Source organism: Aeromonas sp. 604176 (genome assembly GCF_049170755.1).
Lineage (GTDB): Bacteria > Pseudomonadota > Gammaproteobacteria > Enterobacterales > Aeromonadaceae > Aeromonas > Aeromonas veronii_A.
Genome location: NZ_JAAKNE010000014.1, coordinates 35,832 through 53,956 on the forward strand (window position 1 = coordinate 35,832; position 18,125 = coordinate 53,956).

Below are 18,125 nucleotides of genomic sequence, written 5' to 3' on the forward strand. Positions count from 1 at the left end.
AGCGGGGGGTATCAATTCGAAATAATCCGGGTATTCTAGCTTTTCTTTTAGCCAAGCATAACGGATACTTTGCCAATTTCGTGGAAATGGACCGGATGTTGTTGATGGGAAAGAAGTCTCACCTGCTGATGTCGCTCGCCTTGGTCGCTACCTTGATCACAGGCTGTTCCAGCACCAAACCCAAGGTACCCGACGAACCGCCGGAGACCCTGTACCAGAAAGCACGCCTCAAACTGGACGTTGGCAATTACGTGCAAGCCACTGAATTACTTGAGGCTTTGGACTCTCGCTACCCGTTCGGCGCCTACTCTAACCAGGTACAGCTTGACCTCATCTATGCCTACTACAAGCAGGATGATACCGCTCAGGCGATCGCCAATATCGACCGTTTTATCCGCCTCAATCCGGCGCATAAAAATATCGATTACGTATTCTATATGCGCGGCCTGACCAACATGGCGGCGGATTACAACTTCTTCCAGAGCCTGTTCGGTATCGGTCGTGACGACAAAGACCCGGCTTATGCCCGTCAGGCATTCCAGGATTTCAAGACCCTGCTGCAAAACTACCCCAACAGCGTCTATGCCGCCGATGCCCGCGCTCGCATGATTGGCCTGAAGAATCGTCTGGCCCGATATGACCTGAGCGTGGCCGAGTATTACGTGAAGCGTGATGCACTGGTCGCGGCCGCCAACCGGGCCAAGCTGATTGTCGAGACCTACCCCGACACAGCCGAAACCGAGAAGGCACTGGAGATCATGGTCGAGTCTTACGACGCCCTGAAGATGCCGCAGCTGGCCAAGCATGCCCGCGAAGTGCTGGCCAAGAACTACCCGGAGAACCGCCTCGGCCGTGGCTGAGTGATACGGATAAACCGGTAATAAAAAAACCGATGCCAAGGCATCGGTTTTTTTATCTTTGCAATCCACCAATCCGGCTGGGTGAAGTTCCTGCAACCCATAGCGGTCGCGGCCCCTCACACCCCATCTATCCCATTCATTAGCCACCTGCGAGATGGCCGCATCGTGAAGTTCGCTTATCACCAAGGGTTGCAAACCCGCTGTCAGCCCGACGCTAGGCCGGGAAGAGCGGAACCGTCACCACACGGCCATATTGCCTCATACAGTGCCCCTGAATGGGAATAGATGGCTTAATGGCACCGTAATCCTGTCACCAGAGTCAGTAGTTGCCCCTTGTCCGAGCGCAGAGCGGTCTGGGCCAGCAACTGATAGGGAATCCCCTCCAGCAGCTTGACCCTCTCCCCGGCCGTACCATTGACCAACACGGCATCAAACCGGGCATCACGACAGGCAACCACATCCCTCACTTTCTCCCTGTCCAGATTCATTACCTGCATCTGCTCATAGGCAGAGAGCAGACCAAGCTCCGTCTCCCCCAATTGCCAGCCGGCGATGCGATCCCGCTTCTCGAGCGGTATTCCCTCAAGCAACCGGGCCATCTTTCCCGATACTCCCTTGGCGGCATCGATCAAGGGGTAAACCAGTGTAAAGGTGAGCAGAAACATGATGGCCACCGAGCTGGCAACATGAGTAGCGCCATGCACCTCCTTGCGCCGCAACAACAGCGCCAGCGCAATCACGAAGAGCATACTGGCGGGGATATAACGCCACCCCAGCTTGCTGGCGACCTGTAGCACGTCTGCCGGAACATCACTGGCCACCGGTAGTGAAGGGCCCAGCAGAGGTAGCCCTATGACCACGACACAGAACAGCAGCATGAAACAGAGCCATCCCCGACCATAGCGAGCCGTCCATCCCGGCCAGTTCAGGCTGACCTGACCCAGCATGATGGCAAATACCGGCAACAACGGAAAAAGATAGAGGGTGCGCTTGGTGGATGAGAGGGTTAACAGCAAAAGGGTGCCCACTGCCCAGCACAACAGAAATAACCTCTCACGACTCCAGCGTCGCTGTTTGATGGTTTGCCAACCCCAATAGAAAATGAATGGCAACCAGGGGATGGTATATTCAGCCATCCCCCATAAATAATAAAGATATGCCCCTTTCTTGATGTGGCCGAGTTCGGTCGAGGTGCCTGTCAGGCGGCCTACCTGATTCTGCCAGAACCACTCATACCACAAGGCATCGCCATCGGAATGATTAATTAGCTCACGAACCCAGGCTGCGACTGGCAATATAAAAAACAACAGCACCAGCAAGTGTTGGAATATAAAAGCGGGAACACTTTTCTCGTTTACTGCTTTGCGGGCTGAAAAGAGAAAGAGGGGCAACCAGCCGAAAAACACCGTCAACGGCCCGATCGGTCCTTTTGCCATAAAACAGCCAGCCAGACCCAGTCCTGCAATAATTGCCATCAAGTTGCGATGCGCCAAATAATATTCGGCGAAGGCCCAGAGGGTAAATACGATAAAGAAGGCGAGCGCGCTGTCCGTCCTGATCCAGTGCGTATTGATAATAAATCCCTCCATGGTGCCCAGCGCGATGACCGACCAGAGTGCCGCTGACCGGTTGCCAAGCAGGCGATAGGCCAGCAGACCGGTGAAGAGCAGCATGCCTGCCGCCCAGACCACGCCCGTCAAACGCAGGGTGTTGGTTATCCCCAGCCAGGATGCAAACCCATCAAGAAACGGCAGAGCGGCCATGTAGAAGAGCGGCGGCTTCTCGATAAAGCTGCGCCCGCCCAGGGTCGGCACCACCCAATCACCACTGCGGTACATCTCGAGCGCAATGGCCGCTTCGCGGGGTTCATCAGGCGTCCAGAGCTGATGGTCAAACTGGCCAGACAGCAGCACCAGAGTCACCAGCAGCAACATCCAGCCGAGCTTGCGCCCCGAGATTTCAGGGCGTGGCATGGCTCATTCCTTCTGCAATGGTCTCCCCGCGTCCGATGGCGTAGTAGGAGAAGCCCTGGCTTTTCATCTTGTGCGGGTCATAGAGATTGCGGCCATCGATGATGAGCGGCATGGCCAGCATCTTCTTGAGCTGGGCAAAATCAGGTGCCTTGAACTCGTTCCACTCGGTGCAGATGACCAGTGCATCGGCCCCCGCCAGCGCCGCCTCCTTGGTGCCCATCAACGACAGCTCGGGCTGACAACCATAGATGCGCTGCGCCTCCTTCATTGCCACCGGATCAAAAGCCTGCACCCGCGCCCCCTCCTGCCACAGCGCCTCCATCAGCACCCTGCTCGGCGCTTCGCGCATGTCATCGGTATTGGGTTTGAAGGCGAGCCCCCAGATGGCGATGGTCTTGCCCGCCAGCGACTCGCCCCGCTCTTGAAAGTGAGTGGCCAGCGTATCGAAGAGCTTGAACTTCTGCCGCTCGTTGACCCGCTCCACCGCACGAATAAGCGGCGTGTCGTAGTCGAGGGCCGCTGCAGTCGCCAGAAATGCCCTCACATCCTTGGGAAAACAGGAGCCGCCATAGCCGCAACCGGGATAGATAAACTGGTAGCCGATGCGCTGATCGGCACCGATCCCCTGCCGCACCAGCTCGATATCGGCACCAACCCGCTCGGCCAGCCCGGCAATTTCGTTGATAAAGCTGATCTTGGTGGCCAGCATGCAGTTGGCGGCGTACTTGGTCAGCTCGGCACTGCGCACGTCCATGAATAGAATGCGGTCGTGATTGCGGTTGAAGGGTTCGTACAGCTCGCGCATCACGGCTCTGGAGCGCTCCTTGCCGGTGCCGATGACGATGCGATCCGGACGCTGGCAATCACGCACAGCCGCCCCCTCTTTGAGAAACTCGGGATTGGAGACTACATCGAACTCGAACTGCTTGCCTAGCTCTGCCTGCTGCTCCCTGACCCAGTGGAACACCTTGTCTGCCGTACCGACCGGCACGGTGGATTTGTTGACGATGATCACCTCGTCGGCACGATGCTGGGCAATCGATCTCGCCACCGCCCTGACGGCGCTCAGATCGGCCGAACCATCCTCATCGGGGGGGGTGCCGACGGCGATGAATTGCACGTCACCATGGGTAACCGCCATGGATATATCCGTGGTGAATTTCAGCGAGCCATTTTGTAGCGTCTGATGCAGCAATGAATCCAGCCCGGGTTCATAAATAGGTAATTCGCCACGGGACAACCGACTTATTTTTTCTGCATCGAGATCAATACAAATAACCTGATGGCCGACATCGGCCAATACAATTGCCTGTACCAGGCCGACATAGCCACTGCCAAAAACGGTGATATTCATAACGACTATTCCATAATGCGTGATGCTGGAAACTTTACATCCTTTCCTCAATTGCACTACGGGCAATTTGTAACAAGCAATTTCAATACTGAATGACATTGCAACTATTCAGCAATGGCCAATAACTCGAGTGACAACACTAAAAATAAGTGGCTAAACACCAATTCAAAATAAAACCAAGCAATATTTTGTTACGAGATATTTCCAGATTTGGTTATCTATAAAAACTCCAGCAATTGTTACCAAGTGTTGCTGTGCGCTTGAATAAAAACTCGCTATTCAGCTACTTTCGAAAATATATCGAGCGATATAGATATCTGTGCCGTGCATATTTCCAGTGAAAATCGGCAATACCGGTTTTCATCGCCATTTGATCTCTTGCGACATTAAGACTGGAGTCGTATGAAAAACTTTCTGCCATTCTCGAAACCCGCCATGAGCGAGGCCGAGATCAACGCCGTCAGCGAGGTTCTGCAATCAGGGTGGATCACCACAGGCCCGAAAAATCATGAGCTGGAGCAGCGCTTCTGCGAGACCTTTGGCTGCCAGCATGCGGTAGCGCTCTGCTCCGCAACGGCCGGTATGCATGTCACCCTGATGGCACTGGGGATTGGCCCGGGAGACGAGGTGATCACCCCCTCCCAGACCTGGGTCTCCACCATCAACATCATCACCCTGCTGGGGGCCACCCCCGTCTTTGTCGATGTGGACAGGGATACCCTGATGGTCAGCGCCGGGCAGATAGCGCCGCTCATCACCCCCAACACCCGGGCTATCATCCCGGTTCACTACGCCGGGGCGCCGGTCGACCTCGACCCCATCCTCGCCCTGGGCCGCCAGCACGATATTCCGGTCATCGAAGATGCCGCCCATGCGGTCGGCACCCGCTATCGCGCCCGCTGGATCGGCGAGACTGGCACAGCCATTTTCTCCTTCCATGCCATCAAGAACCTCACCTGTGCCGAGGGGGGCATGCTGGTGACCGATGACAAGGCGCTGGCCGACAAGGTGCGGATGCTGAAATTCCACGGTCTGGGGGTCGATGCCTTCGACCGGATGACGCTGGGCCGCAAGCCGCAGGCCGAGGTGATCATGCCGGGCTTCAAGTACAACCTGGCCGACATCAATGCCGCCATCGCGCTGGTGCAGCTGGCCCGCCTGCCCGAGCTCAACGCCCGGCGCGCCATCCTGGTTGCCCGCTATCGGGAGTTGCTGGAGGGGTTGCCGTTCGAGCCGCTCGCCATCCCCGATTATGCCCATCTGCATGCCTGGCACCTCTTCATGGTGCGGGTCAACCCCGAGCAGTGCGGCCTCAATCGCGATCAGCTGATGCAGGCGCTACAGGAGCGAGGCATCGGCAGTGGCCTGCATTTTCGCGCTGCACACACCCAGAAGTACTACCGGGAGCGCTATCCGGATCTTTCGCTACCCAACACAGAGTGGAACTCGTCACGGCTCTGCACCCTGCCCCTCTTCCCCGACATGACGCTCTCCGACGTGGATCGGGTCGTGGCAGCCCTGACCGACATACTGGAGTAACAATACGTGAACCATAACGACATCAAACGGGTCTCAGTCATCATCCCCATCTACAACGAGGAGGCGAGCCTGCCGGAACTGCTGCAACGGGTGACCGACACCTGCGAGCAGCTGAGCCAGGATTACGAAGTGATCCTGATCGACGACGGCAGCAATGACCGATCCGCCACCATCATCAGCGAAGCCGCCAATCGCGAAGGGAGCAAGCTGGTCGCCGTGCTGCTCAACCGCAACTATGGTCAGCATGCCGCCATCATGGCGGGCTTCGAGACGGCAACTGGGGATCTGGTGATCACTCTGGATGCGGATCTGCAGAACCCGCCGGAAGAGATCCCGCGGCTGGTCGCCACCGCCATGGAAGGGTATGACGTGGTCGGCACCATCCGCCGAAACCGGCAGGATTCATGGTTTCGCAAGACGGCCTCGCGCTTTATCAACAAGTCGGTACAAAAGGCGACCGGCGTCCAGATGAGCGACTACGGCTGCATGCTGCGCGCCTATCGCCGCCACATCATCGACGCCATGCTCTGCTGTCAGGAGCGCAGCACCTTCATCCCCATCCTGGCCAACAGCTTTGCCCGCCGTACCACAGAGCTGGAGGTGGGCCACGCCGAGCGGGCCCACGGCGAATCCAAATACGGCCTGATGCACCTTATCAACCTGATGTACGACCTGGTCACCTGCATGACCACGGCCCCGCTACGCCTGCTCAGCATCGTCGGCAGCGTGGTGGCGGGGATCGGCTTCATCTTCTCGATCCTGCTGCTGCTGCTGCGCCTGTTACTGGGTGCCGACTGGGCAGCAGATGGCGTCTTCACCCTGTTTGCCATTCTCTTCACCTTTGTCGGCGTACAGCTGATCGGGATGGGACTGCTGGGTGAGTACATAGGCCGAATGTATACCGATGTGCGCGCCCGTCCCCGCTACTTCATTCACCAAATCGTTCGCTCCACCCCGGATGCTTCGCAACAGGAAACTCAATCATGAACGTTGTCGTCTTTGCCTATCACGATATCGGCTGCACCGGTATCGAGTCCCTGCTTCAGGCCGGCTACCAGATCCAGGCGGTCTTTACCCATGCCGACGATCCGGGCGAGAACCGCTTCTTCGACTCGGTCGCCCAACTCTGTGCCGATCACGACCTGCCGGTCTTCTCTCCCGAAGATGTGAACCATCCGCTCTGGATTGAGCGCATTCGCGAGCTGGCACCGGAGGCCATCTTCTCCTTCTACTACCGCAACATGCTCAAGCAGGAGATCCTCGATATCCCAACCGTCGGGGCCTTCAACCTGCACGGCTCCCTGCTGCCAGCCTATCGCGGCCGCGCCCCCATCAACTGGTGTCTGGTCAACGGCGAGACCGAGACCGGCATGACCCTGCACCGGATGACGGCCCGTGCCGATGCCGGCGATATCCTTGCCCGGCAGGCAGTAACCATTGCCCACGATGACACCGCACTCACCCTGCATGGCAAGATGCGCCAGGCAGCCCGCGCCCTGCTCGAAGGGGAGCTGGTCAAACTCAAGCGCGGGGACGCCACCTTCACCCCGCAGGACGAGAGCAAGGCGAGCTACTATGGTCGCCGCACCCCGGCCGATGGCGAGCTGCGCTGGGATAAGCCCGCCAGCGATCTCTACAACCTGGTACGCGCCGTCACCCAACCCTACCCGGGCGCCTTCAGCTTCGCCGGTGATCGCAAGCTGACGGTCTGGCAGGCGAAGCCACTGGCGATCCAGAACGACCTGCAGCCAGGCACCATTCTCTCCCACGACCCGCTGCGCGTGGCTTGTGGTGAGGGGGTGCTGGAGATCCTGACCGGCCAGGCCGAAGGGGGGCTCTATGTACGCGGTGCCCAACTTGCCCGCGAACTGGGGCTGGTCGAAGGAATGAAGATCGGCGCCAAGGCGAGCAATGCCCTGCGCAAGGCGCGCCTGACCCGGGTGCTGATCCTCGGCGTCAACGGCTTTATCGGCAACCACCTGACCGAGCGTCTGCTCAAGGATGGCGGCTACGAAGTGTATGGCCTCGACATCGGCTCCAGCGCCGTGGATCGCTTCATCGGCCACCCCAACTTCCACTTCGTGGAGGGGGACATCAGCATTCATACAGAGTGGATCGAGTATCACATCAAGAAGTGCGACGTGATCCTGCCACTGGTGGCCATCGCCACCCCCATCGAGTACACCCGTAACCCGTTGCGGGTGTTCGAGCTCGATTTCGAGGAAAACCTCAAGATCGTCCGCTACTGCGTCAAGTACAACAAGCGCATCATCTTCCCCTCCACCTCCGAGGTGTACGGGATGTGTGACGATCACAGCTTCGACGAGGATGAATCCCGCCTCATCGTCGGCCCCATCAACAAGCAGCGCTGGATCTACTCCGTCTCCAAGCAGCTGCTGGATCGGGTCATCTGGGCCTACGGCAAGAAAGAGGGGCTCAACTTCACCCTGTTCCGCCCCTTCAACTGGATGGGGCCGCGCCTCGACAGTCTGGACTCCGCCCGCATCGGCAGCTCTCGCGCCATTACCCAGCTCATTCTCAATCTGGTGGACGGTACCCCGATCCAGCTGGTGGATGGCGGCGCCCAGAAGCGCTGCTTTACCGATATCGAGGATGGCATCGAAGCCCTGTTCCGCATCGTCGAGAACAAGGGCAATCGCTGCAACGGCCAGATCATCAACATCGGCAACCCGGATAACGAGGCGAGCATTCGCGAGATGGCAGAGGTACTGCTCGCCAAGTTCGATGCTCACCCGCTGCGCGACCACTTCCCGCCGTTCGCCGGCTTCAAGATGGTGGAGAGCAAGTCCTTCTACGGCGATGGCTATCAGGATGTCTCCCACCGTCGTCCGAGCATCCGCAATGCCCGCAAGCTGATCAATTGGGAACCGACCATCGAGATGGAGGAGACCATCGGCAAGACGCTGGACTTCTTTCTGCAAGGGGCTGTCACAACGGGAGTCGAACATGATTGAGGTGGGTCTGCGGATCGACGTCGATACCTTCAGGGGGACCCGTGACGGGGTGCCCCGCCTGCTGCAACTGCTCGACCGGCATCAGGTGAAGGGGAGTTTTTTCTTCTCGGTCGGTCCCGACAACATGGGGCGCCACCTGTGGCGCCTGCTCAAGCCCCGCTTCCTGCTCAAGATGCTGCGTTCCAACGCAGCATCTCTGTATGGGCTCGATATCCTGCTGGCTGGCACCGCCTGGCCAGGCAAATCCATCGGCAAGCAGCTCGGCTCCCTGATGCGCGACACCGACAGCGCCCGTCACGAGGTGGGGCTGCACGCCTGGGATCACCACGGCTGGCAGGCCAACACCGGTCGCTGGAACGAGGTCGAGCTGGTCCGCCAGACCAAGCTCGGGGTCGATGCCCTGAGCGACATTCTGGGGCGCGCGGTGGATTGCTCCGCCGCCGCTGGCTGGCGGGCCGATCCGCTCACCACCCAAGCCAAGGAGCAGTTCGGCTTTCGCTACAACAGTGACTGTCGCGGCTGCGGCTTGTTCCGCCCCATTCTGGAGGATGGGCGGCCCGGCACCCCGCAGATCCCGGTCAACCTGCCCACCTTTGACGAGGTGGTGGGGCATCAGGTGACGGTCGACGGTTTCAACCACTTCCTGCTGGAGCAGCTGACCGCGACACCGCAACCGGGCCCCCATGTCTACACCATCCACGCCGAGGTGGAGGGGATCGTCATGGCGGAGCAGTTCGATGCCCTGCTCGGCGAAGCCAAAGCGCGCGGTATCCGTTTCGTCCCCCTTGGCGAGCTGCTCCCGTCTGACCCGACTCAACTACCGACCGGTCACCTGCTGCGCGGCACCCTGCCGGGACGCGAAGGGTGGCTCGGCTGCAAGGCAGCCCCATGAACCAGCTCACCAGATTGCAACCGAGGATCTCATGAAGATGACCCGATGGGCCCTGCCCCTTTTCTTTCTGCTCTTTTACCTGCTGCCGCTCAACCAGCGGATGCTATGGAGCCCGGACGAAAACCGTTACGCCGAGATCAGCCGTGAGATGGTCACCACGGGTGACTGGGTAGTGCCCCACTTCCTTGGCCTGCGCTACTTCGAGAAACCCATCGCCGGTTACTGGTTCAACAGCCTCAGCCAGCTGATGTTCGGCGAGAGCAACTTTGCCGTCCGATTCGCCTCGGCCGCCTCGACCGGGCTGAGCGCGTTGCTGGTCTTCTGGTTTACCCTCCAGCTCTGGCAGTGCCGGCGCAAGGCGTGGTTCGCCAGCCTCATCTATCTCTCGACCCTGATTGTCTACGGCATCGGCACCTACAGTGTGCTGGATGCCATGGTGACCCTCTGGCTCAACGCCGCCATGGTGAGCTTCTACCTCATCCGGCAGGAGGGGCCACCCGGTCGCAGGATGGCGGGCTATCTGCTATTTGGTCTCGCCTGCGGCATGGGCTTTCTCACCAAGGGGTTCATCGCGCTGGCGGTACCGGTGATCGTGCTGGTCCCATATATGCTGACCCGGGGACGCCTGCTCGAGCTGGTGCGCTTCGGGCCGCTGGCCATCCTGAGCGCCGCCCTGCTGGCCGCCCCCTGGGCCATCGCCATTCATCAGCGGGAGCCGGACTACTGGCACTACTTCTTCTGGATTGAGCACATCCAGCGTTTCGCCTCGGAAGATGCCCAACACAAATCCCCCTTCTGGTACTACCTGCCGATGGGACTGCTCGGCACCCTGCCCTGGCTGGGACTACTGCCGGGAGCATTGCGACAAGGGTGGCAGGAGCGCAAGGTAGGTCCGCAGACTCTCTATTTGCTGGCCTGGCTGGTACTGCCCTTCATCTTCTTCAGCATCGCCAAGGGCAAGCTGCTCACCTATATTCTGCCCTGCTTCGCCCCGCTGGCCATCCTGCTCGCCAACAGCGCGGTCAATGCCCTGAAGGAGGGACGGGATCAGCCATTTCGCCTCAACGCCTGGATCAACGGCCTGTTTGGCCTGATCTGCGTGGGAGTGCTGGCGGTACTGGCCTTCTCGCCGCAACATGCGGTCTACGGCCGCCACGAGATGGGCAAGCTGGCCATCGCCATGGCCATCTTCGTCGGCTGGTCGCTGCTTGGCTTTATCCAGCTGGTAGCCCCCGCCCGTAGCTGGCAGCTGAGTGCATTCTGTCCCATGGTGCTGGCCATCGCCCTGCCGCTGGCGCTGCCGTTATCGCTGGTGGACTCCAAACTGCCGGAGCACTTCATCAAGGCCAACCGGGAGATCCTGATGGAGTCCCACACCCTGCTGGCCAACGAGGTGGGTACCGCCTCCTCCATCGCCTGGGAGACCAAACGCAGCGAGGTCAACCTGCTCGATAGCATGGGTGAGCTGAGATATGGCCTTGACTATCCCGATGGCAAGGGGCGCTACATCACGCAAGAGGAGTTCCCGAACTGGCTGGCACAGGCACGCAAGAAGGGGCAGGTAGCCCTGTTGCTGCGCACCAATGATGACGAGGAGATCGCTGCGCTGCCTCCGGCAGACCAGACTATCCGCAGTCACCGCTTCACTCTGCTCGTCTACCACGGGAGTCGCTGATGGATATCCTGCTCCTCCTGCTGGTCAGCCTCCTCACCAGTGCGGGACAGATGCTGCAAAAGCAGGCGGTCATCAGCTGGCAACGCACACCGCACGACCACTGGCAGAAGCTCGCTTCCCCCTGGTTGCTGGGGAGCGTTGCAGCCCTTGGCAGCGGTATGCTGCTCTGGATCTACCTGCTACAGCGGCTGCCACTGAGCATGGCCTACCCCATGCTCAGCCTCAATCTGGTGCTGGTGATGCTCGGCTCGCGCCTCTTTTTCCGCGAGCCGGTGAGCAGCCGCAACTGGCTGGGGGCTGCCGCCATCATCGTCGGCGCCCTGTTGTTGGGAGGTCTGCTATGAAGGGTTATCTCTACGTACTGGGCAGCATAGTGCTGGTGACGGTGGCGCAACTCTGCATGAAGTGGGGGGCAATCAGCCTCCCTGAGTGGCAGGCCGATCCCGCCGTGATGCTGGCTCACCCCCTGCCGCTCCTCACCATCGCCATCGGCATCCTCTGCTACGGGCTGTCGCTGCTCTGCTGGCTGGCGGCGCTGCACTCAACGCCGCTCAATATCGCCTACCCGCTGCTCAGCACCAGTTACGGGCTGGTCTATCTGCTGGCGGTGAGCATGCCGGCCTTTGCCGAACCGCTGGTGGCAAGCAAGGCGGTAGGCGTTGCGCTTATCTTCTTCGGCGCAGTGCTGGTCGGCAGCAAACCTGCGGCAGGAAAGCCGGAGCGGCAGATGCCCCCTGCCGGTTCCTGACAAAGGGCAAGGTTAAGCGAAAAATGAGGCGGCACCCTGTGCCGCCTCTTGCCACTGTCAGGTTGGCCTGCCCCCCCTTTATTTGGCGACGTTACCCGCCACGTTCAGGGCATCCCAGGTGCGGGAGAAGGGGGGCGCGTAGGCAAAGTCCAGCATGCCGAGCTGCTCGGTGGTCACCCCCATGGTGATGGCAACCGCCAGCGCGTCGATGCGGTGGACCGCCCCCTTGCGACCGAGGATCTGACCCCCCAGCAGCCGCTTGCTGCCCGCCTCGTAGACCAGCTTGACGTGAATGTCTGACTGGCCCGGGCAGTAGTTGGTGTGGCACTTGTCCTTGATCACCACGGTGCGATAGTCGATGCCCATCGCCTTGGCTTCCTGCTCGGAGAGGCCGGTACGGCCCGCCTCCAACCCCAGTACCTTGAGCGCGGCAGAACCCAGAGTGCCCGGGAACTCTTGCTCTGCACCGGCCAGGTTCTCACCAACCATGCGGCCCAGCTTATTGGCGATGGTGGCGAGCGGCACATAGACCTGCTGCTGCTTCACGGCGTGCCAGACGCTGGCACAGTCGCCGGCCGACCAGACGTTGGCCAACGAGCTGCGTCCCTGCCGATCCACCTTGATGGCACCGTTGCCGAGCCGCTCGATGCCGGTATCAGCCAGAAACTCGGTGTTGGGCTTGACCCCGGTGCAGACCACCACGATATCGGCCTCGTACTCGCCCTGGCTGGTGCGTACACCGGTCACCCGACCATCCCCCAGCAGTGCTTCAACTCGCTCATCCAGATGAAGAGAGACCCCCTGCTCGCGCAGTTCGGTTTCGATGTGCTGGGTGATCTCGCCATCAAACGCATCGGGGATGACCCGATCCGCCAGCTCGATGAGACGCACCTCCTTGCCCTGATGGACCAGCGCCTCGACCACTTCCAGCCCGATAAAGCCGGAGCCAATCACCACGGCGCGGCGATTATTCTTGTCTTGCACCGCAGCTTTGAGCGCCAGCCCGTCGGCCATCCGGCGCAGACCGAATACCCCTTGCTGCTGCAGACCGGGGATGGGGGGCATCACTTCGCTGGCACCGGTGGCGATCATCAGCCGATCGTAGCGGTCGGTGAAGGTGTCGCCGTTGTGCTCCACCACCAGAGTCTGGGCAGCCGCATCGACGCTCAGCACCCGATGGCCAATCTTGACCTCGATCCCCTTGGCGGCGAACTGCTCGGGGGTGAACTCGGCCATGTAACCGGGCTCCTGAAACTCGTCACCGACGAAGTAAGGCAGGCCGCAGGCACCGAAAGAGATCACCTCGGACGCCTCATACACCACGATATCGGCATCTTTGGCCAGACGGCGCGCCTTGGCCGCCGCACTCATACCGGCGGCTTCGCCACCGATGATCAGAATTCTCATAGTTTTTCCTCTCAATGGCGCAGGGAGGGCATGCCCTCCCTGCGGTCTATGACGGGAAAGAGTCGCCCCTTTCCACGGGCAGATCAACCGACAGCAAATCAGACGGTGGACTCTTCGCCGTCCAGACTCACTTCGTGATCGCTGTTGAAGACATGCATGTCAGTCTCGCCCATCAGGCGGCTGGTCACCGTCCCTGCGGTGATGGAGCCGGAGACGTTGAGCGCGGTACGACCCATGTCGATCAGCGGCTCGATGGAGATGAGCAGCCCGGCCAGCGCCACCGGGAAGTCCAGCGCAGAGAGCACGATCAGCGCGGCAAAAGTGGCGCCACCGCCAATCCCGGCCACCCCGAAGGAGCTGACGGTGATGATGGCGATCAGGGTCATGATAAAGCCGGGATCCATCGGGTTGACCCCGACAGTCGGTGCAATCATCACAGCCAGCATCGCCGGATAGATACCGGCACAGCCGTTCTGGCCGATGGTGGAACCGAAGGAGGCAGCGAAGTTGGCGATCCCCTCAGGAATACCCAGCGACTTGGTCTGGGTCTGCACGTTCATCGGAATGGAGCCCGCACTGGTACGAGAGGTGAATGCAAACGCCAGCACCGGAGTGATCTTCTTGAGGAAGCGCAGCGGGTTGATGCCAACCATGCTCACCAGCAGCAGGTGCACGACAAACATGATGGCTATGGCGCCGTAAGAGGCCATCACAAAGCTGAGCAGGTTGAGAATATCCGCGTAGTTGGAACCGGAGACCACCTTGGTCATCAGCGCCAGTACGCCGAACGGGGTCAGGCGCAGCACCAGAGTCACCATCCGCATCACAATGGCGTGGGCCACGGCCACGAAGTGGCTGAAGCTGGCGAAAATCTCCGGCTTCTTGCGGGCGATGCCGGTGGCAGAGAGGCCGATGAAGATGGAGAAGATCACCACGGCGATGGTGGAGGTCTTGCGCGCGCCAGTCATGTCGAGGAAGGGGTTGGCCGGAATAAACTCAAGCATCATCTTGGCGAAAGACATGCTCTCGACGCTGCCGAGGGTGGTCTGCAGCGCGGCGCCCCTGGCGCTCTCGGCGGCACCGGAGGTGAGCCCTTCAGCGGTCAGGCCAAACAGGTTGGACATCAGGATGCCCGCCCCGGCGGCGATAGCGGTGGTGAAGATCAGCACGCCTATGGTCATGGCACTGATCTTGCCCAGCGCAGTGCCGCCATTGAGCTTCAAGATAGCGCTGATGATGGAGACCATGATGAGCGGGATGATGATCATCTGCAGCAGCTTCACATAGCCGCTACCCACAATATCCAGATAGTCGATGGTCTGAACAATGACGGACGAACCAGCACCGTAAAGCAGTTGCAACGCGGCGCCGAACAGAATACCGAGCCCCAGACCGGCAAATACCCGGCGGGTGAAGCTCACATGTTTTTCCTGTAACCGGTAGAGAAAGAACAGCAAGATGGCGGCGATGGCCAGATTGCCGATAACGCTAAATGTCATGGTATGACTCCCCAAAAAGCGGGCTTGCGCCCGAGAAACAAGAGCAAGCGCCATGCTTGCCCTGGCAACCGTGTCAGACGGTCTGCGCCGTCGTGACAAGAACAAGGGGGTCTATCGCCCCCTTGTCACAGATTCACTGCTTCTGCTGTTTCGCTCGCATGATGTTGATGATTTCGATGTCGGTATCCAGCATCCCCTCTTTGGAGAGGCGGCCCAGATTGGCGATGGTCTGGTCCACATCATCGGAAACGATCCCCTCGCTCTGGGGGACATGCAGGTTGTTGATGGCCATCAGCGAAGACTTTACCGCCGCCGAGGTGGAGGTGGAGACCTTCATGGAGCAGGCGCTGCCCGCGCCGTCGCAGATGATGCCGGAGACATCGCCAATCATGTTGTTGATGCAGTGGCTGATCTGCTGATACTGGCCGCCCAGCAGCCAAGTAATGGCGGCACCGGCACCCATGGCGGCGGTACTGGCGGCGCAGAGGGCCGACAGCTTGTTCTGATAGGTCTTGATGTAGATGGCCACCAGATGGCTCATCACCAGTGCCCGGGTCAGCGGCTCGTCGCTCGCCTTGAGGAAGCGGGCGGCCGCGACCACCGGCATGGTGGCGGCAATGCCCTGATTGCCAGAACCGGAGTTGGACATGGCGGGCAGCATGGCACCATCCATCCGCGCATCGGAGGCGGCGGAGGAGAGGCGCATCGCCAGCGTCATCAGGTCATCGGAGAGCAGCTTGCGCTCCACCTGTTCGGTGAGGATCTTGCCAATCTTCAGGCCGTAACCCTGCAACCCTTCATCTGCCAGCGCCTGATTCATGGTGGCGGCCTCGCGGATAAAGTCGATCTCCGCCAGCTGCACTTCCAATGCAAAATCGACGATCTCCCGCAGGGTCATGGTCGGTTTGGCGGATTTGGCTGGCTGGATCTGCACGCCGGGGGCACTGGCCTGCTCCATCAGAACCTCGCCATCCTTCTCCATCAGGATGATACGGGTGTGGTCGGTGCAGATCACCACCCGGGCACTGTGCCCTTCAACTTCGGCCAGAACCTCGGCGTAGAGCACGTCCGGCACATCCTTCACATCCACCTTGATGACCGGCAGCAACGTCTTGGCCGCTTCCACCTGTTCTGGTGTAAGGGTCTTGAGCACCTCCAGCCCGGCATCCGGGTTGCCCCCTGTGATGCCGACCGCAGCGGCCACCGGTAGACCGATCATGCCGGTGCCCGGTACCCCGACCCCCATGCCGTTCTTGAACAGATTGCCACTGACCCAGACGCTGATGCGGGTCGGGGTCTCCCCCAGCAGCTTGCGGCAGTTGGCCGCCGCCAGCGCCACCGACATCGGCTCGGTACAGCCCAGGGCGGGCACCACTTCACGCTTGAGCAGGGTAACAAAGTCGGTCCATTGTGGTTTCATCTGTGCATTCTCATCTTGGTAGTGCAATACCTGTCATCGCCACAGGCAACAGCATGGTAAAAAAGGGTGACACTGGGTCAGCATCAAGCAGGAACGCGTCGCCGTGGCGTCGCGAGAGAGGTGGCCGTCTGATGACAGCCCATACCAATCAACTTAATTTGATTTTAATATCAATAAAATCAAATTAAGTTGCGCAACATCGCTTTTTCAGCGCCATTATGCCCATCTTTTAACAAAGCGCGACAAATTGTGATGTAACGCACAGACGGAGGGGCTGCCTAGAGATGGTAGCGGGCCAGCAGCTGCTTGTAGGCGGGGGTCTGTTTGAACGCCTTGAGGGCAGAGGAGAAGCGGATAGCCAGCTGGTCGTGGCCGGGCTTGTGGGTAAACGCGAGGAAGTTGCGGTTGTCGTCGGTCAGCAGGCGCGAGCCATGGCTCACCTGATCCTGCAGCCCCTGGGTATGCAGCAAGTAGCGACCGACCCGCTCGTTGAGCACCACCCCGTCCAGCCGACCGGCCATCATCAGATGCAGCTGTTTGATGGCATTCCCCTCCCCCGTCATCGGCATCCGGATCACCCCGGGATCGGTCAGAAAATCGGGGCTGTAGGCATAATCTTCCTGAATACCTATCCGCAGCCCCTTGAGGTCGGAGAGCTGCCTGAAATCCACCGGACGAGCCGATGGATAGAAGAGCACTTCACCGCTGTAAGAGAGCGGCTCTTCGGGGTAGTGGAGCCAGTGCTGGCGGGAAGGTTCAAAGAAGACGTCGACTACCGCATCCCCCTGCTTGAGACGGGCCTGCTGCAGAACCCGCTTCCAGGGCAGCACCCTGATTTCAGTGCGATAACCCATCTGGCGCAACACGGTACAGGCCAGATCGAGATCGGCGCCAGCCAGCTCGCCATTGTCACCACGCATCACATAAGGGGGCCACAGCTCGGTCAGCAGCGTCAGAGTCGGCGGCTCGTTCGTCGCCACGGCCGAACCAGTACCAAACAGGGAGGCCAGCAGCCAGCCGTACAACCCGATCCTTCGCCAACCCTGACACCACATCATGGAGATCCCTCATGGTCCGTATGGATTGAGGATATACAAGGGATGAGCAATAAAAAAGGAGGCCGAAGCCTCCTTGATATCCCATCTCTGAATGGCACTTACAGCGCTTTCAGGATTGCCTCGACGCTGGCCTTGGCATCGCCAAACAGCATCTGGGTATTTTCCTTGAAGAACAGCGGGTTCTGGACACCGGCGTAGCCAGTATTCATGGAACGCTTGAAGCCGATGACGTTCTGCGCTTTCCACACTTCCAGTACCGGCATACCGGCGATCGGGCTGCCCGGATCTTCCATCGCGGCCGGGTTGACGGTGTCGTTGGCACCGATTACCAGCACGGTGTCGGTATCGGCGAAGTCGTCGTTGATCTCGTCCATTTCCAGCACGATGTCATACGGAACTTTCGCTTCCGCCAGCAGCACGTTCATGTGGCCAGGCAGACGACCGGCAACCGGGTGGATACCGAAGCGCACCTTGACGCCGCGGTCACGCAGCTTCTGGGTGATTTCAGCCACCGGATACTGGGCCTGCGCCACCGCCATACCGTAGCCCGGGGTGATGATGACGGAGCTGGAGTTTTTCAGCAGGTCAGCCACTTCCTCGGCGCTGGTTTCGCGGTATTCGCCCATCTCCTGATCAGCCGTGGAGGCTACGCCGTCGGAGCCGAAGCCACCGGCGATCACGGAGATAAAGGAGCGGTTCATCGCCTTGCACATGATGTAAGAGAG

General features: G+C 59.9%; 15 protein-coding genes. 8 read left to right on the plus strand and 7 right to left on the minus strand.

What is annotated here, in order from left to right:
- Positions 1–104 precede the first annotated feature (104 nt).
- A complete protein-coding gene (locus G5358_RS04305; RefSeq protein WP_005339769.1) occupies positions 105–860 on the plus strand; it encodes an outer membrane protein assembly factor BamD in 756 nt (251 codons plus the stop codon).
- 290 nt (positions 861–1,150) lie between these two features.
- On the opposite strand, the gene G5358_RS04310 is transcribed toward G5358_RS04305, so the two are convergent.
- Together G5358_RS04310 and G5358_RS04315 are read right to left on the minus strand one after the other, a co-directional pair.
- A complete protein-coding gene (locus G5358_RS04310; protein WP_421323680.1) occupies positions 1,151–2,833 on the minus strand; it encodes an ArnT family glycosyltransferase in 1,683 nt (560 codons plus the stop codon).
- On the minus strand, positions 2,820–4,187 hold the full coding sequence (locus G5358_RS04315; protein ID WP_421323681.1) for a UDP-glucose dehydrogenase family protein: 1,368 nt from the start codon (positions 4,185–4,187) through the stop codon (positions 2,820–2,822). The genes G5358_RS04310 and G5358_RS04315 overlap by 14 nt, the downstream gene beginning before the upstream one ends.
- Positions 4,188–4,589: 402 nt before the next feature.
- Here G5358_RS04315 and arnB point away from each other — a divergent pair, with 402 nt between their 5' ends.
- The 7 genes from arnB to arnF are packed head-to-tail and all read left to right on the plus strand — an operon-like array spanning position 4,590 to position 12,016.
- Positions 4,590–5,726 carry a UDP-4-amino-4-deoxy-L-arabinose aminotransferase gene (arnB, locus tag G5358_RS04320; protein ID WP_421323682.1) on the plus strand — a complete coding sequence of 379 codons (1,137 nt, stop codon included), beginning with the start codon at positions 4,590–4,592 and terminating at the stop codon, positions 5,724–5,726.
- 6 nt (positions 5,727–5,732) lie between these two features.
- Positions 5,733–6,713, plus strand: a complete 981-nt coding sequence (gene arnC, locus G5358_RS04325; protein ID WP_421250901.1) for an undecaprenyl-phosphate 4-deoxy-4-formamido-L-arabinose transferase — start codon at positions 5,733–5,735, stop codon at positions 6,711–6,713.
- Positions 6,710–8,701: a bifunctional UDP-4-amino-4-deoxy-L-arabinose formyltransferase/UDP-glucuronic acid oxidase ArnA gene (gene arnA / locus G5358_RS04330; protein ID WP_421250902.1), complete on the plus strand. Its 1,992-nt coding sequence runs from the start codon at positions 6,710–6,712 to the stop codon at positions 8,699–8,701. Before arnC ends, arnA begins: the two co-directional genes overlap by 4 nt.
- Positions 8,694–9,593 (plus strand): 4-deoxy-4-formamido-L-arabinose-phosphoundecaprenol deformylase, encoded by a 900-nt coding sequence (gene arnD / locus G5358_RS04335; protein ID WP_421323684.1) that lies wholly within the window; start codon positions 8,694–8,696, stop codon positions 9,591–9,593. The genes arnA and arnD overlap by 8 nt, the downstream gene beginning before the upstream one ends.
- Positions 9,594–9,624: 31 nt before the next feature.
- Positions 9,625–11,268 (plus strand): lipid IV(A) 4-amino-4-deoxy-L-arabinosyltransferase, encoded by a 1,644-nt coding sequence (arnT, locus tag G5358_RS04340; protein ID WP_288728582.1) that lies wholly within the window; start codon positions 9,625–9,627, stop codon positions 11,266–11,268.
- Positions 11,268–11,612: an EamA family transporter gene (locus tag G5358_RS04345; protein WP_216979916.1), complete on the plus strand. Its 345-nt coding sequence runs from the start codon at positions 11,268–11,270 to the stop codon at positions 11,610–11,612. The genes arnT and G5358_RS04345 overlap by 1 nt, the downstream gene beginning before the upstream one ends.
- Positions 11,609–12,016 (plus strand): 4-amino-4-deoxy-L-arabinose-phosphoundecaprenol flippase subunit ArnF, encoded by a 408-nt coding sequence (gene arnF, locus G5358_RS04350; RefSeq protein WP_421250904.1) that lies wholly within the window; start codon positions 11,609–11,611, stop codon positions 12,014–12,016. Before G5358_RS04345 ends, arnF begins: the two co-directional genes overlap by 4 nt.
- Positions 12,017–12,094: 78 nt before the next feature.
- On the opposite strand, the gene G5358_RS04355 is transcribed toward arnF, so the two are convergent.
- The 5 genes from G5358_RS04355 to G5358_RS04375 all read right to left on the minus strand — a co-directional run.
- Positions 12,095–13,423, minus strand: a complete 1,329-nt coding sequence (locus G5358_RS04355) for a CoA-disulfide reductase (RefSeq protein ID WP_421250905.1) — start codon at positions 13,421–13,423, stop codon at positions 12,095–12,097.
- A 98-nt stretch (positions 13,424–13,521) separates the two neighbouring features.
- On the minus strand, positions 13,522–14,922 hold the full coding sequence (locus G5358_RS04360) for an L-cystine transporter (protein ID WP_005339766.1): 1,401 nt from the start codon (positions 14,920–14,922) through the stop codon (positions 13,522–13,524).
- A 133-nt stretch (positions 14,923–15,055) separates the two neighbouring features.
- Positions 15,056–16,342: a serine dehydratase subunit alpha family protein gene (locus G5358_RS04365; protein WP_421323686.1), complete on the minus strand. Its 1,287-nt coding sequence runs from the start codon at positions 16,340–16,342 to the stop codon at positions 15,056–15,058.
- Positions 16,343–16,620: 278 nt separating this feature from the next.
- Positions 16,621–17,400, minus strand: a complete 780-nt coding sequence (locus G5358_RS04370) for a substrate-binding periplasmic protein (protein WP_421250907.1) — start codon at positions 17,398–17,400, stop codon at positions 16,621–16,623.
- 98 nt (positions 17,401–17,498) lie between these two features.
- Positions 17,499–18,125, minus strand: a 627-nt coding sequence (locus G5358_RS04375) for an NAD(P)(+) transhydrogenase (Re/Si-specific) subunit beta (RefSeq protein WP_421323687.1), incomplete at its 5' end; no start/stop codon positions are given.

Bases quoted from the DNA above. Each gene is read 5' to 3' on its own strand.
- G5358_RS04305 (WP_005339769.1), top strand. From the start codon at position 105: ATGGGAAAGAAGTCTCACCTGCTGATGTCGCTCGCCTTGGTCGCTACC.
- G5358_RS04310 (WP_421323680.1), bottom strand. From the start codon at position 2,833: ATGCCACGCCCTGAAATCTCGGGGCGCAAGCTCGGCTGGATGTTGCTG.
- G5358_RS04315 (WP_421323681.1), bottom strand. From the start codon at position 4,187: ATGAATATCACCGTTTTTGGCAGTGGCTATGTCGGCCTGGTACAGGCA.
- arnB (WP_421323682.1), top strand. From the start codon at position 4,590: ATGAAAAACTTTCTGCCATTCTCGAAACCCGCCATGAGCGAGGCCGAG.
- arnA (WP_421250902.1), top strand. From the start codon at position 6,710: ATGAACGTTGTCGTCTTTGCCTATCACGATATCGGCTGCACCGGTATC.
- arnD (WP_421323684.1), top strand. From the start codon at position 8,694: ATGATTGAGGTGGGTCTGCGGATCGACGTCGATACCTTCAGGGGGACC.
- arnT (WP_288728582.1), top strand. From the start codon at position 9,625: ATGAAGATGACCCGATGGGCCCTGCCCCTTTTCTTTCTGCTCTTTTAC.
- G5358_RS04345 (WP_216979916.1), top strand. From the start codon at position 11,268: ATGGATATCCTGCTCCTCCTGCTGGTCAGCCTCCTCACCAGTGCGGGA.
- arnF (WP_421250904.1), top strand. From the start codon at position 11,609: ATGAAGGGTTATCTCTACGTACTGGGCAGCATAGTGCTGGTGACGGTG.
- G5358_RS04355 (WP_421250905.1), bottom strand. From the start codon at position 13,423: ATGAGAATTCTGATCATCGGTGGCGAAGCCGCCGGTATGAGTGCGGCG.
- G5358_RS04360 (WP_005339766.1), bottom strand. From the start codon at position 14,922: ATGACATTTAGCGTTATCGGCAATCTGGCCATCGCCGCCATCTTGCTG.
- G5358_RS04365 (WP_421323686.1), bottom strand. From the start codon at position 16,342: ATGAAACCACAATGGACCGACTTTGTTACCCTGCTCAAGCGTGAAGTG.
- G5358_RS04370 (WP_421250907.1), bottom strand. From the start codon at position 17,400: ATGATGTGGTGTCAGGGTTGGCGAAGGATCGGGTTGTACGGCTGGCTG.